The organism is Enterobacter sp. B79-1 (assembly GCF_057444735.1).
In genome coordinates, this window is sequence record NZ_JBYAZJ010000001.1 from 1,006,112 (window position 1) to 1,020,222 (window position 14,111).

Below are 14,111 nucleotides of genomic sequence, written 5' to 3' on the forward strand. Positions count from 1 at the left end.
CTCTAAAAAAATACCGGCCTCGCAGCCGGTATTTTATCTGGCGGGTGCACTTCGCTTACCCGCCCTACTTAGCAGCTTACTTCGCCTTCAGCGCCAGCGGATTCAGCTTCAGCTCTTTGTAGTAGCCCACCCACGAAGAGTATTTCTCCGGAGCAGACCACACGCGATAGTGAAGCCTCGCCATGGTGACCGGGTCGCTCAGCAGCACCAAACGGCGGTCGCGATTGAGTTTTTCCGGCGTCTCGTTCAGCGCCTGCTCAACGTGGCGATCGCGGGCGATCTCCAGCACCTGGCTGGCGCGGTGACGTGCGGTCGCCATTGCCATCGCCAGGGCGTTGAATGACGGGTTAAACACCGCGTGCATAAAGCCATCATCCAGCGAACGGCTGCGGTTCTGCTCCAGGTACTTGTCGGTATCCACCAGCACCTGCGGCGGGGAATACTCTTCCGGGATCAGGAACAGCTTCCAGCGTTTGGTACGCAGCCCCACCGTTGAACGGCTGGAGATCACGGACACAAACGGCGACAGGATCAGCGAGAAGACAATCGGCGCCAGCCAGAACAGGAAGCGCAGATCCAGCCACGCCATCCCCGCAGCCCACACCAGACCGAGCAACAGCTGCGAACCGTGACGCATGAAGGCTTCGCTCCACGGGGTGGAGTCGTCATCACGCTGCGGTGAATTCCAGACCACTTCCCAGCCCAGGAACGCGCTGACCACAAACACGGTATGGAACAGCATGCGCACCGGCGCCAGCAGCACGGAGAACAGAACTTCCAGCAGCAGCGAGAGCGTCACGCGGCAGAAGCCGCCATACTCTTTCGAGCCTTTGCACCAGATCAGGATGATACTGAGCAGCTTAGGCAGGAACAGCAGCACCATTGTCGACGCAAACAGCGCTATCGCCAGCTCCGGACGCCACTGCGGCCACACCGGGAACAGCTGGCGCGGTTGCAGGAAGTATTGCGGCTCCGTCAGGGCATGAACCACCTGTAAGGCAGTCGACAGCGCCAGGAACATAAACCACAGCGGTGCAGAGAGATAGGACATCACGCCGGTCAGGAATACCGCACGGTGAACGGGGTGCATCCCTTTCACCAGGAACAGGCGGAAGTTCATCAGGTTACCGTGGCACCAGCGACGGTCACGCTTGAGCTCATCCAGCAGGTTCGGCGGCAGTTCTTCGTATGAGCCTGGCAGGTCGTAGGCAATCCAGACGCCCCACCCTGCGCGGCGCATCAGCGCTGCTTCCACGAAGTCATGCGACAGAATCGACCCGGCAAAAGACCCTTCACCCGGCAGCGGCGCAAGCGCACAGTGCTCAATGAACGGCTTCACGCGGATAATCGCATTGTGGCCCCAGTAGTGGGATTCACCCAACTGCCAGAAGTGCAGACCAGCCGTAAACAGCGGGCCGTATACACGGGTCGCGAACTGCTGGCAACGTGCGTAAAGCGTGTCCATTCCGGACGCTTTCGGCGAGGACTGAATGATACCGGCGTTCGGGTTGGCTTCCATCAGGCGGACCAGACCGCTCAGACAGTCACCGCTCATCACGGAGTCGGCATCCAGGACCACCATGTAGCTGTACTGATTGCCCCAGCGACGGCAGAAGTCATCGATGTTACCGCTTTTACGCTTCACACGACGGCGGCGGCGACGATAGAAGATCTGGCCTTCGCCCTGCACTTCCGCAATCAGCTCCATCCAGGCTTTTTGTTCTGCTACGCAGATATCCGGGTTGTAGCTGTCGCTCAGGATGTAAACGTCAAAATGCTCGGCGTTACCGGTCGCCTTAACAGACTCCCAGGTTGCGCGCAGCCCCGCAAACACGCGGTCAACGTCTTCGTTACAGATAGGCATAATCAGCGCAGTACGATGCTCAGGATTGAGGGGTTCATCCCCGACCGTTGACGCTGAAATACTGTATTTATCACGCCCCATCAGCAACTGCAGGAAGCCCATCAGCGCGGTCCAGAAACCCGCCGAGACCCAGCAGAAGAGAACGGCGAAAAGCAGCAGAATGCCGCTTTGCAGAATGTACGGCAGCAGTTGCATGAAGGAGACCCAGATATCCTGGCCTACCATGTCAGCCGGGTTGATCAGCGCCCAGCCCTGATACGGCAGAATGGTCTTCATGTACCAGGTTGCCACCACCGTCTGCGCCAGCGTCAGCAGTAACAGCGTGTAGCGACGGATCGTTCCGACGGTACGCCACTTCTGCTCTGAGGCCTGCTCTTCTTTGGTCAGACGCGACAGATAGCGCGGCGTGACGTCACGTCCGCGCAGGCGATCCCAGAAGCGACCCACCGGGTTGGTGCGCCATGGATCGGGGAACATTGAAGAACGCGTGGCTTTCGGCATCGCCTGAAGCTGGTCGCGCCCTTCGTCGTCTTTAATCAGCTGTCCTTCTGCCAGCGAGTCTGGCCAGGCCTGCTCCAGACGCGCCTTTACTGACCCCAGCGGCGTATCATCATCACGTGTAAACTGACGATGATCGCCATCCAGCGCGGTGTGTACCGCACGGATGTCGCTTTTAGGCAGTGCCGCTTTTTCAATGTCCGTCAGCGGCATGGCATCAATATATTCAGATGTATTATTCATTGGCAGGTAGCTGATAGCTCCAGGTTTCACTCAGCGGCTGATCGTTGCTGACCAGCGCGGCGCGCATTTCAGTGGTCTGTTTCGGATCTTTCACTTTCACGCGCAGGGTCAAACGCCACCCTTTCGTTACCGGGTTGTAACGCACGGCATTTTCAACGATCTCACCGTTATCACCGATGCTCGCCTGCGCAGTCACGGCGGTATCCGGGGACAGTTTTTTCATGTCCTGGCCCGCGAAGTCCACGATGAAAGCCACGGTACCGTCAGGCTGACGGATCAGGTTTGACTGCTTCACATCACCCGTTGAACGGCGAGTCTGCATCACATACGCGTTATCCGGCGCATGCAGTTTGTCTTCGTCACGGCTAAAGGTGATGGCGTATTTGAAGTTCATCTCTTTACCGGCCTCTGGAAGCTGGTCCGGGGTCCAGTAAGCGACGATGTTATCGTTGGTTTCGTCGTTAGTTGGAATTTCAACCAGCTCGACTTTCCCTTTACCCCAGTCACCTTTCGGGGTTACCCAGGCGCTTGGACGCTGATCGTAACGGTCATCCAGGTCTTCAAAGCGAGAGAACTGACGGCCACGCTGCAGCAGACCAAAGCCCTGCGGATTTTCCATCGCGAAGCTGCTCACCGCGAGGTGTTTCGGGTTATTCAGCGGACGCCAGATCCACTCGCCGTTACCGGCATGGATAGAGAGACCGTTAGAGTCATGCAGCTCCGGGCGGAAGTTGGTCGCCGGAGACGGCTGGTTCGGCCCGAACAGGAACATACTGGTCAGCGGTGCAACGCCCAGCTTGCCCACTTTATCGCGCAGGTAAACTTTGGACTGCACGTCAACGACAGTGTCGCGTCCCGGCATGATCACGAAGCGGTATGCGCCGGTTGCACGAGGGGAGTCCAGCAGCGCATAGATTGTCAGACGTTTATCCGTTGGTTTAGGACGCTCGATCCAGAACTCGCGGAAACGTGGGAATTCTTCACCTGATGGCAGCGCGGTATCAATAGCCAGACCACGTGCGGAAAGCCCGTACACCTGCCCTGCGCCAATCACGCGGAAGTAGCTGGCACCGAGCATGCTGACGATTTCGTCGTTTTTATCTTTGCTGTTAATTGGGTAGAGCACTTTGAAGCCGGCGAAGCCCAGGTCCTTAACCGTGTCTTTGTCGTGCTGCACATCGCCGAAATTGAAATAATCCGGGCTGTACTTGATTTTACGTACCGCGGTTGCCGTCACTTCATTGATAGCAACAGGCGTGTCGAAATACATACCCTGATGATAAAACTCAAGCTTGAACGGGGTTTTAACGTTGTTCCAGTATGCTTTGTCGTGATTGAACTGGATCTGCTGATAGTCCGCGTATTTCATGTCACGGAAAACGGAGGGCAGGTTACTTTTTGGCGCTTCGTAGCTCTTGCCAGCCATAGACTTGGCCTGTTTAGCAACGTCATCGATGGTAAAGGACCAGGCCGATGAGGTATACAGGGACAACAACACTGCCGCACCCAACCAACGCATTTTCATCATTTGTGATTTATGTTTCATAATAAGTAAGCACTTCCCCCTTTGTGTGCTTATATCGATCCGATCCATTTTAATGGAAACTCAGGCAATCCGACAACATTATCACTGCTTTGTTCAGCTCGCTGGCTCAGGGATTAAGCAAATGAAAGAACCCGCTTTTCACTTTGCGTGCTTATCCTGGAGACAGGGTGTCGGTCTTGGTGTAGGGTTGGCTTCGAATGTAACCATTATGCGCCTTAGGGATAAGGCGATTAGTCTGAGAATGTACTGAGTTATATGAGCACAACACCCGTACAACGTGAATATTTCCTCGACTCGATCCGGGCATGGCTGATGCTATTGGGGATCCCGTTTCACATTTCATTGATCTATTCCAGCCATACCTGGCACGTGAACAGCCAAATGCCCTCCTGGTGGCTGACGCTGTTTAATGACTTCATTCACGCCTTCCGTATGCAGGTGTTTTTTGTCATATCCGGCTACTTCTCTTATATGCTGTTTTTGCGCTACCCGCTTAAGCGATGGTGGAAGGTGCGCGTCGAGCGCGTCGGCATACCGATGCTCACCGCCATCCCGCTGTTGACGCTGCCGCAATTCATTATGCTGCAGTATGTGAAAGGCAAAGCGGAAAACTGGCCTAACCTGTCGCTGTATGAAAAGTACAATACGCTGGTCTGGGAGCTGGTTTCACACCTTTGGTTCCTGCTGGTTCTGGTGGTTCTTACCACTGTCAGTCTGGTCATCTTCAGCCGTCTGCGCCGCCATTTAAGCACTACGTCAGACGCTTTCTTTGCCAACATCACGCTCGGTAAACTGTCCCTGCTCTTTTTGGTGCTGGGGATTGTCTACGCGGCCATCAGACGCACGCTGTTCATTGTTTATCCACCCATCCTGAGCGACGGACTGTTTAATTTCGTGGTGATGCAGTCGCTGTTCTACATTCCTTTCTTCCTGGTGGGAGCGCTGGCGTTTGTCTATCCGCAGTTAAAAGCGCTGTTTACGCAACCGTCGCCCTGGTGTGCCGTCGGCGCAGCCCTTGCCTTCGCGGCCTATCTTCTCAATCAGCGCTACGGCAGCGGTGACGCGTGGATGTACGAAACGGAGAGCGTCATTACCATGTTGCTGGGCTTGTGGATGGTGAACGTGGTGTTTGCCCTCGGTCATCGCCTGCTGAACTTTAAATCCAGCCGCGTTACCTATTTCGTCAATGCATCACTGTTCATTTATCTGGTGCATCACCCGTTGACGCTGTTCTTCGGCGCTTACATCACTCCGCATATTGCTTCCAACACGCTGGGCTTCTTCACCGGGCTGGTCTTCGTGATCGGGATTGCCATCGTGCTGTACGAGATCCACCTGCGTATCCCGCTACTGCGGTTCCTCTTCTCCGGGAAACCGCAGGTTAAAGCCTGATCGAAAAAGCGGCGCCGATAAGGCGCCGCTTTTGTATCAGCCGTCCAGTTCTTCTCCACGCTGGGTCAAAAGTCTCTGGTAGAGATGCGTCGTTTCTTCGTCGAAACAGACAAAGATGACCTTTTCCGGCATGGGCTTCAGGGATAGGTAGTGGTACACGGTATTCACCGCAATGGTCGCGGCAGCCGCTTTGGGATAACCATAAACACCGGTGCTGATGGCAGGAAACGCCAGGGTTTTATAGCCATTGTCCGCAGCGAGGCGCAGGCAGTTACGGTAAGCATCCTCAAGGATCCGTGCCTCGTGGTGCTCGCCCCCCTGCCACACCGGTCCCACGGCGTGAATAACGGCTTTGGCGGGCAGATCCCCTGCCAGCGTAATCACCGCATGCCCCGGCGGACATTCCCCCTGTTGTTGACGCACGGCCTTGCAAGCTTCGAGCAATTGCGGCCCGGCAGCGCGATGAATAGCGCCATCCACGCCGCCTCCCCCCAGCAACGAGGAATTCGCTGCATTGACGATCACATCAACATGTAACGTTGTGATATCGCCGTGAATAATCTCGATTTGCGGTCTCATACATTCCCCCTGCTACCCGCCTTTTTCTTAAGTGTATCGCAGAGGGGAGGGTCAGAAAAAACTATCGTTTAAAACGGCTAGCGATATTCCACCTTAACAACGGCCAGCGTTTTTTCAGGATTGAGATACTGCATACTCACGGTTGCCAGTCCTGGATAGGCTGAGCGCCCATTCAGTGCATCCTCATAGCTGACCATCCGGGTCTGGATACGGTTATTTTCCGGGCAGGACATCGCAAACTGACGATGTTGAGGGGTAATCTCACAGGGATCGGCAACAATGGCACCACGGAAATGGATAACACCGCCTTCAACAATCGTTGCTGAAAATGCGGGTGTCATATAAGCCGAGACGATCAGGCTAAAACCTGAGATGAGCAGAGCGGTAGATTTGGTCACAAGTTGTACTCCTCAAAATAAATCATCCTTGAGGGGTAAAAGCGCTCCAGTATGACAACGCGGTAGCCGGTAATTGAACAGCGAAACGTGTTCAGCTCCTGATAACATCATAGTTACACCTTTCAACTCCCGCCACATTCCCAAATCATTGATTTTATGAATGATTAAAGCGAGCGTTCTGCAGGCGACCATTGTTGTGATAAATGCAGCGATTTTCCGTCAGAGACGGTGACCGTAATGTTCACCGTATCCCCTGTGCCAATATTTAAACTCAGTCTCATCAAATCAATCGTCTGATTAGCGGGTATAGAAAAGGTATTTTGCTGGCGTGAGGTACTTTGTCCTCCCTCCCCCTGGCGAACGGACAAAATTTGAACCTGACAATCGCACGCGTGTGTCAGGGTGACCTGCGGAATAATGGTGGTCATATTTCCCTGCTGCGATGTTTTAAAGGTTATTTGGCTGGAAAGCGCGGCAAGGAGAATTAACGTATTCATGATGAACTCCCGAAAAAAAACAGGGCAAATGCCCTGTTTTTTTGTAGCACAGATTTGAAATCAGTATTGGTGTGCGGTCGCATTGTTGCCAAAGCCGACCTGATGCACGGTAACAGTTGATCCAGATGCTGTCTGGTCCACTGCCGCACCGTTGCCGCCGCCGTACTGTTTAACATCGATGACGGAGTTTTTGCTGTTCCACTGGTCAATGGTTGCGCTGTTACCAAAGCCTTTCTGCAGCAGATCGATGGTGCTGTCATCAGATCCTTGTCCAACATCAGCACCGTTACCGCCGCCATGCTGGGTAATTGTCAGTTCTGAATCTCTTGCATCCGTTTGCAAGGCAAGAGCAGAGTTGCCGCCACCAAACTGGTAAATGCTCAGGGTTGAGTCAGGACCGCTATTACCACCACCGCCGTGGCCATGACCGTGGCCGCCAAATTGAGGTACCGCACCTGCGAAAGCACTGCCAGAAACGATGATTGCTGCAATTGCTGCCACTTTAAAAAGTTTCATGGTAAACCCCCATCGGATTGATTAAGTCGCCACAACGCCCTAACGTTGAATAACGCGGATGGCCATTTGTGACTGTCTCTGCACTACAACTGCTGTTTTCTGCGTACCATACTGCGTAATGCTCGCTCTGTTAGCCGACCCTTTTTGGATAATCATTGCGGTATTACCAAAAGCGTCCTGCTTTATACTCGCGTCATTACCATTTCCATCTTGATCGATATAAGCAAGGTTATAAGTTCCTGATTGATCAACCTTCGCTCGGTTGCCTCCACCCTCCTGAGAGACAACGGACATTAACTTGGAACCGTCCTGACGAATATCAGTAGAATTACCTGAACCTTGTTGACCAATAATGGCTGCCTGATTATAGGAGGACTTACTTAATTCATTAACCGCAAAGTTATATTCAGAACCGGCTAAGTCCGAACCGCCTGCGGTTACAAATCCAGGCACACCCAGTAATGTAAACATCATAAATAACGTTCTGTTTTTCATGTTGTCACCCTGGACCTGGCTATACACAAAATAACGTTTCTTCATGCATAAACGCGAATCGTTTTTTTGTTAACGTCGCGTTACGAAAAAGAGTATGTCCGCCGAAACAATTTAAATATCTCACCCGCGCGGCTTATTTTAATTAATGACTTCACCTCAAAGTATTAATTCCGGTAAAAATACGCTGACAGACGTTAGGTTTAGCGCGAGAAAAAAATCGTCTCTCTCAGATCCTGTACAATGGCAGGTTCCTTGTCCAGCCTTACGTAGCCTGGCTTCACCACACCCACGCGAGACAATTTGAAAACCTTGTCACACAGGGTGAGTTTTCTTAAGAAGGAATCGCCTGATGAGGGAAGGCTTAGTTTTCTTATGTATCTCATACCTTTCACCGGTGGGGTAAGAATTATAAATCCACATTTTTTTCATGCAGTTATAATTATTTGTATGATTTTTAAAATGTGTGCAGTCTTATTCTCATGTACAACTTTTCTCTTAAACAAAAACTAATTTATTACCACAAATACACAATTTAATATTGAATTTTACATTTAGTTACATGATTAACACTTGCTTTAACGTTTGTAATAGCTAGATTGAAAACAGTAGTAAGTCATTTTATTTTTATTTCCGTCCTCCTCTGGAGGAATGGTTTGATTCTACACACAGCAGTGCCACATCTGTCAGTGCTTCTGGTATTCCTTATCTATTAACAAGGGATAGCTGCCAGGTGTCATAAATAAAGTGGGGTTTCATCATGTTTAATGAAGTCCATAGTTTACATGGTCATACATTATTGTTGATCACCAAACCTTCTTTACAAGCGACAGCATTATTGCAGCATTTAAAGCAATCTCTTTCATTGAACGGGAAATTGCATAATATTCAACGTTCTTTTGATGACATTGCACCTGGCAGTATCATTCTTCTCGATATGATGGAAGCGGATAAAAAGCTGATCCATTACTGGCAAGATAACTTAAGCAGGAAAAACAATAATATCCGCGTGTTATTATTGAATACCCCTGATGAGTATCCTTTTAGAGACATAGAAAGCTGGCCGCATATCAATGGCGTGTTCTACGTCACTGAAGAAGAGAATCGTGTCGTGGAAGGCTTGCAGGGCATATTGCGAGGAGAATGCTATTTCTCGCAAAAGCTTGCCAGCTACCTCATTACACACTCCGGAAATTATCGCTACAACAGTACAGAGTCTGCACTGCTGACGCATCGTGAGAAAGAGATCCTGAACAAGTTGCGCATTGGTGCTTCAAACATTGAAATCGCCCGTTCGTTATTTATCAGCGAAAATACGGTCAAGACGCACCTTTATAATCTTTTCAAGAAGATAGCTGTTAAAAACCGGACTCAGGCCGTTTCATGGGCAAACGATAACCTCAGGCGTTAATAGCATGAAACGCACGTTGAGTTGGATTGCTGCAGCAGGTTTCCTGCTTGCGGCCGGGAATCTCCAGGCAGTGGAAGTTGAGGTCCCCGGATTGTTAACCGACCACACCGTCACATCTATCGGGCACGATTTCTACCGCGCCTTCAGCGATAAATGGGAAAGTGACTATCCCGGTAACTTAACAATCAACGAACGGCCCAGTGCACGGTGGGGAAGCTGGATCACAATAACAGCCAATCAGGATGTTATTTACCAAACCTTCCTGTTCCCTACCAAAAGAGACTTCGATCAGAACGTCGCTTTTGCCCTGGCACAAACAGAAGAAGCTATTAATCGTCTGCAGTTAGATAAAGCCCTACTGAGTACAGGCGATTTAGCAAAAGATGAGTTCTAGCAACGATACTTATTTCGGAGGCTGTAATGCGTCTCGCACACACAGTGATTTCGTTAATGCTCATTGCACCGCTAAGCTGGGCCGGGAATATGACCTTCCAGTTCCGCAACCCTAATTTTGGCGGCAACCCGAACAACGGGGCATTCATGCTTAACGAAGCCCAGGCTCAAAACTCTTACAAAGACCCAAGCTTTGACGACGATTTCGGTATCGAAACCCCGTCAGCGCTGGATAACTTCACCCAGGCCATCCAGTCGCAAATATTAGGTGGCTTATTAACCAATATTAATACCGGTAAACCCGGCCGCATGGTGACTAACGACTTTATCGTCGATATCGCCAACAAAGATGGGCAGCTTCAGCTGAACGTAACGGATCGCAAAACCGGAAAAACATCGACAATCCAGGTGTCGGGTTTGCAAACCAGTTCGACTGATTTTTAAACAACCCCAAAATAAGGACAATTATCATGCAGCGCTTTTTGATCTTTGTTGCAGTGTGCTTATTGAGCGGTTGTTTAACTGCTCCACCTAAAGAAGCCGCTAAGCCAACATTAATGCCTCGGGCACAAAGCTACCGCGATTTAACCCATCTGCCGACACCAACCGGTAAGATATTTGTCTCGGTATATAACATTCAGGATGAAACAGGACAGTTTAAACCGTATCCGGCAAGTAACTTCTCTACGGCCGTGCCGCAGAGTGCAACCGCCATGCTGGTCACTGCCCTGAAGGATTCACGCTGGTTTATTCCTCTGGAACGCCAGGGATTGCAAAACCTGCTGAATGAACGAAAAATCATCCGCGCCGCACAGGAAAACGGAACCGTTGGCGTGAATAATCGAATGCCACTTCAGTCGCTTACCGCGGCCAATATCATGGTGGAAGGCTCGATTATCGGTTACGAAAGTAACGTGAAATCGGGGGGAGCAGGTGCGCGTTACTTCGGTATCGGTGCTGACACCCAGTATCAACTCGACCAGATTGCCGTCAACCTGCGCGTGGTTAACGTGAGCACGGGTGAGATCTTATCCTCCGTGAACACCAGCAAAACCATTCTCTCGTATGAAGTTCAGGCCGGGGTATTCCGCTTTATCGACTATCAGCGTTTGCTGGAGGGTGAAATTGGGTATACCTCTAACGAACCGGTGATGCTGTGTCTGATGTCGGCTATCGAAACCGGGGTTATCTTCCTGATTAACGATGGTATCGATCGCGGCCTGTGGGATCTGCAGAACAAATCAGAAGCGCAAAACCCGGTACTGGTAAAATACCGCGATATGTCGGTGCCGCCGGAATCCTGATCGAAAGCGCATAAAAAAGGCGAGACCCTTGTCTCGCCTTTTTTTATTCACTCACCGCAGTGATGTTTTGCGCTTTTTCTCGCCGCGCTGCCAGCCACAGGCCGCTGTTTTTCATGGCATAGCCGAAGAGAAGTCCCAGCGCCAGCGAGGGAACGACCAGCTTCCAGTCCCCCTGCCCTGCAAAGGTCGCGCAGGCTCCCATGAACGTTCCCGGTACGAACGACAACAGCAAATGCTTTGCCTGAACGCACATTAAAAATGCGACCACGCCCGTCATGACATAGCCCAGGATCTCCAGGTGAGGCGCCAGCGCGCTGCCCTTCATGATCACCAGCGCCCAAATCACTCCGCTCATCAGGGTACAGCCGGAGATGAATAGCCCTTTGACGCCACCCTGCGGGCAGGCGAAATAGGCGGTGCAGCCGAGGAACCCGGCCCAGCTGAGCAATCCGAGAGACACGGCCACCCATCCCCAGAGTCCGGAGAGAATGCCTGTTGTCAGTGCAATACAAAGTAATATGTTCATGGCGCGCATCTTAGCAGAAGCGCGCCATAGAAATGCGATCAGAAGCACATTATGTGCAAGTTGAAATGTATCGTTGCAGAATTTTTGTGATCTAAATCACTCTTCATTTTCTTCTTCGAGCTCATCCCACATCGCAGCAATCGCATCACGCGTCAGCGGTGCCAGGGTTCTCCAGAATGGCGAGGTGGCATGGGCTTCAACTTTACCCAGGAATGTCCCAACCCACGGCAACAGATAGGTTTCAAACAGGGTTTCGATGGCTTCATTTTCGTCATCACCGGCGTTGTCTTCGAGCCAGGAGGCCGCAAGCAGCAGCGTACCGATGTGATCGGCTGGCGTATCGCTCAGCGGCATCCCGCGCTCGGAGAGAAACGCACGCACTTCTGCTTCCGTCGCCCCTTCCTGCCAGGCAGAACGGTACGGCGAAACACGGCACTCGTCACCGACGAACAGCGCATTGTAATCCGTTGAAATCTGCTGCATGTCGCAGCTTTTTTGCAGACGTTCCAGCAAATCATCCTGTTCCAGCGGCCAGTTCTGCGCCAGCTTGCCTTCACGGATCAGCGTGAAAAGCGGAACCAACAGCGGGTCTTGCGGCTGGCGATAATAGAGCGTACCCAGCACGCGGCAAAGGATGGAGAACTCGTTCATTTTTTATTCCATTACACAATTAAAGATCGGCAAATTCGGCAATCGGCTCCATTCCGCGCGACTCGAGGAAATCGAGCATGCGGCGTGGCGTCACGTTCAGGATTTGCGCTTCCGGGAAATCAACGTCATTTAATACTTTCATACACTCACTGAAATCACCCAGCGTAAACGCGGTATGAGAATCGGACCCCAGCGCCACCATTCCCCCCGCATCACGCACGGCGGCAGCCACTTCGCGACAGTTGGCTTCACTGCCCTTACGCGAGTGAACAAAGGAGGAGTTATTAATCTCCAGCGCCACGCGGTGTTTCGCTGCCGCCTGCGCGACAGCCTGAATATCAATCGGATACTTCGGGTTACCGGGGTGGCTGATAATGTGCACATTGCCGCTGGCAATGGTGGCAATCATCGCCGCAGTGTTGGTGTCTTTATCCTGAGGCGCAAAGACCGGCTCATGGAAACCGGCAAGGATAAGGTCAAGAGAGGTCAGCATCGGGCCGGTGCAGTCGATCTCACCGTCTGTATTTTTGATGTTCGCCTCAATGCCGCGCAGTATCCCGATACCGTCCACCAGACGTGGCCAAATCCGCATATTCACAAAATGCCAGTAGTGCGGTGCATCCGCCATATCCGGGCCATGATCGGTAATCGCAAAAAGCTTGATGCCCTTGAGCTTTGCCTGGGCGATATAATCATGGAGGTTACTATACGCGTGGGTGCTGGCGACGGTGTGCATATGCAGGTCTACGGGATACATCTTTCTCTCCTCTGCGGTTTTTCCAAAGGATAGCAGTTATCAGCGGCGAATATTAGCAAAAACCCGGCGAACGCCGGGTTTCCGTTAGTAGCCGCGCTGTCTGTCGACCTGTCCAGTGACCGCGTTACCCTTTTCCATTTCGCTGATGGTATGGGATATGTATGCCACCGCTTCTGCCGGACGCGTCACGGCAGCCACGTGTGGCGTCATCGCGACGCGCGGGTGCGCCCACAGCGGGCTTTCCGCTGGCAGTGGCTCACGGCTGTAAACGTCCAGCATGGCACCTTTAAGCTTTCCGCTGTCCAGCGCGCTCAGCAGATCGCCCTCCACGACATGGACCCCGCGCGCGAGGTTCATCAAATAGCTCTGCTCGGCTAACTGGTTCAGGAGAGTGCTATTGATAATGCCCACCGTTTCGGCGGTATTCGGCAGCAGGTTGATAAGCACGCGAGTCCCTTTCAGGAACGCAGGAAGCTCATCCGTTCCGGCAAAACTCTCGACGCCCGGATAATCCTTACGGCTGCGGCTCCAGCAACGTAGCGGGAAGCCCCACGGGGCAAGTGCTTCTGCCACTTTTGAGCCGAGCACACCCGCGCCGAGGATCCCAACGATAAAATCTTCATGTCGATAATCCGGCAGCGGCTCCCAGTGGGATTGCTGTTTAAAGGCCTGATAATCGTCGAAGCGGCGGAACCAGTGCAGCACCTGGCTCACGGCATACTCCTGCATCTGCTGGCCCATTCCCGTATCTTCAAGACGGAACAGCGGAATATTGTCAGGCAGCATTTCTGGATGCGCTTTCAATTTACTGAGGATCGAATCAACGCCCGCGCCCAGGGCGAAAACCGCCTTCAGCTTGCGGCCCTGCAGCATCTCAACCGGCGGGTGCCAGACCAGCGCATAGTCGGCATGTTCATTATCGCCACGCTTCCACTCGCGTACGCGTGCGCCGGGCAGCGCCGCCGAAAGTGCGTCAATCCAGTAAGCGGTATCAAATGTAGGGTGATAGAAGAGAATATCCATGGTCATTCCTGCCTTTTAGTG

At 52.2% G+C, this 14,111-nt stretch carries 16 protein-coding genes; 5 read left to right on the top strand and 11 right to left on the bottom strand.

Features of this window, described 5'->3' with window-relative positions; all coding sequences use genetic code 11:
* Nucleotides 1-76: 76 nt before the first annotated feature.
* Nucleotides 77-2,605: a glucans biosynthesis glucosyltransferase MdoH gene (gene mdoH, locus AC2T6E_RS04925; protein WP_108418055.1), complete on the bottom strand. Its 2,529-nt coding sequence runs from the start codon at nt 2,603-2,605 to the stop codon at nt 77-79.
* Nucleotides 2,598-4,133, bottom strand: a complete 1,536-nt coding sequence (gene mdoG, locus AC2T6E_RS04930) for a glucans biosynthesis protein MdoG (RefSeq protein WP_010429591.1) — start codon at nt 4,131-4,133, stop codon at nt 2,598-2,600. The genes mdoH and mdoG overlap by 8 nt, the downstream gene beginning before the upstream one ends.
* Nucleotides 4,134-4,406: 273 nt before the next feature.
* On the opposite strand from mdoG, the gene mdoC reads away from it, so the two are divergent.
* Entirely contained in the window at nt 4,407-5,543 is a 1,137-nt protein-coding gene (gene mdoC / locus AC2T6E_RS04935; RefSeq protein WP_120158542.1) for a glucans biosynthesis protein MdoC, read from the top strand.
* Nucleotides 5,544-5,579: 36 nt separating this feature from the next.
* Here the strand turns inward: mdoC and ymdB are convergent, their stop codons facing one another.
* The 5 genes from ymdB to csgB all read right to left on the bottom strand — a co-directional run bounded on the left by ymdB (nt 5,580) and on the right by csgB (nt 8,028).
* Complete coding sequence (gene ymdB, locus AC2T6E_RS04940; RefSeq protein ID WP_010429585.1) at nt 5,580-6,122, bottom strand: O-acetyl-ADP-ribose deacetylase; 543 nt, start codon at nt 6,120-6,122, stop codon at nt 5,580-5,582.
* A gap of 77 nt (nt 6,123-6,199) precedes the next feature.
* Nucleotides 6,200-6,520 carry a type 1 fimbrial protein gene (locus AC2T6E_RS04945; RefSeq protein WP_100167061.1) on the bottom strand — a complete coding sequence of 107 codons (321 nt, stop codon included), beginning with the start codon at nt 6,518-6,520 and terminating at the stop codon, nt 6,200-6,202.
* 164 nt (nt 6,521-6,684) lie between these two features.
* A complete protein-coding gene (gene csgC, locus AC2T6E_RS04950; RefSeq protein ID WP_010429579.1) occupies nt 6,685-7,017 on the bottom strand; it encodes a curli assembly chaperone CsgC in 333 nt (110 codons plus the stop codon).
* A gap of 60 nt (nt 7,018-7,077) precedes the next feature.
* Nucleotides 7,078-7,533 carry a curli major subunit CsgA gene (gene csgA / locus AC2T6E_RS04955; protein ID WP_010429577.1) on the bottom strand — a complete coding sequence of 152 codons (456 nt, stop codon included), beginning with the start codon at nt 7,531-7,533 and terminating at the stop codon, nt 7,078-7,080.
* Between the two features lie 39 nt (nt 7,534-7,572).
* Nucleotides 7,573-8,028 (bottom strand): curli minor subunit CsgB, encoded by a 456-nt coding sequence (gene csgB, locus AC2T6E_RS04960; protein ID WP_089597832.1) that lies wholly within the window; start codon nt 8,026-8,028, stop codon nt 7,573-7,575.
* Between the two features lie 757 nt (nt 8,029-8,785).
* On the opposite strand from csgB, the gene csgD reads away from it, so the two are divergent.
* Genes csgD through csgG form a run of 4 tightly spaced genes read left to right on the top strand, consistent with a single transcriptional unit; the run spans nt 8,786 to nt 11,133 of the window.
* Nucleotides 8,786-9,436 (top strand): biofilm master transcriptional regulator CsgD, encoded by a 651-nt coding sequence (gene csgD / locus AC2T6E_RS04965; RefSeq protein ID WP_010429571.1) that lies wholly within the window; start codon nt 8,786-8,788, stop codon nt 9,434-9,436.
* A 4-nt stretch (nt 9,437-9,440) separates the two neighbouring features.
* Entirely contained in the window at nt 9,441-9,830 is a 390-nt protein-coding gene (csgE, locus tag AC2T6E_RS04970; protein ID WP_010429567.1) for a curli production assembly/transport protein CsgE, read from the top strand.
* A 26-nt stretch (nt 9,831-9,856) separates the two neighbouring features.
* Nucleotides 9,857-10,273 (top strand): curli production assembly/transport protein CsgF, encoded by a 417-nt coding sequence (gene csgF, locus AC2T6E_RS04975; protein WP_010429564.1) that lies wholly within the window; start codon nt 9,857-9,859, stop codon nt 10,271-10,273.
* A 26-nt stretch (nt 10,274-10,299) separates the two neighbouring features.
* The gene (gene csgG / locus AC2T6E_RS04980) at nt 10,300-11,133 is read left to right on the top strand and encodes a curli production assembly/transport protein CsgG (RefSeq protein ID WP_108418058.1); all 834 of its coding nucleotides are present in this window, start codon (nt 10,300-10,302) and stop codon (nt 11,131-11,133) included.
* A 43-nt stretch (nt 11,134-11,176) separates the two neighbouring features.
* Here csgG and AC2T6E_RS04985 read toward each other — a convergent pair whose 3' ends face one another.
* From AC2T6E_RS04985 to ghrA, 4 genes are all read right to left on the bottom strand, one after another.
* Nucleotides 11,177-11,659, bottom strand: coding sequence for a DUF1097 domain-containing protein (locus AC2T6E_RS04985; RefSeq protein WP_126815316.1), 483 nt, complete (start codon nt 11,657-11,659; stop codon nt 11,177-11,179).
* A 96-nt stretch (nt 11,660-11,755) separates the two neighbouring features.
* Entirely contained in the window at nt 11,756-12,310 is a 555-nt protein-coding gene (locus AC2T6E_RS04990) for a TorD/DmsD family molecular chaperone (protein WP_042719419.1), read from the bottom strand.
* A gap of 19 nt (nt 12,311-12,329) precedes the next feature.
* Nucleotides 12,330-13,067: a phosphatase gene (locus tag AC2T6E_RS04995; protein WP_120158538.1), complete on the bottom strand. Its 738-nt coding sequence runs from the start codon at nt 13,065-13,067 to the stop codon at nt 12,330-12,332.
* A gap of 84 nt (nt 13,068-13,151) precedes the next feature.
* Nucleotides 13,152-14,090 (bottom strand): glyoxylate/hydroxypyruvate reductase GhrA, encoded by a 939-nt coding sequence (gene ghrA, locus AC2T6E_RS05000; RefSeq protein WP_486690749.1) that lies wholly within the window; start codon nt 14,088-14,090, stop codon nt 13,152-13,154.
* Nucleotides 14,091-14,111 lie beyond the last annotated feature (21 nt).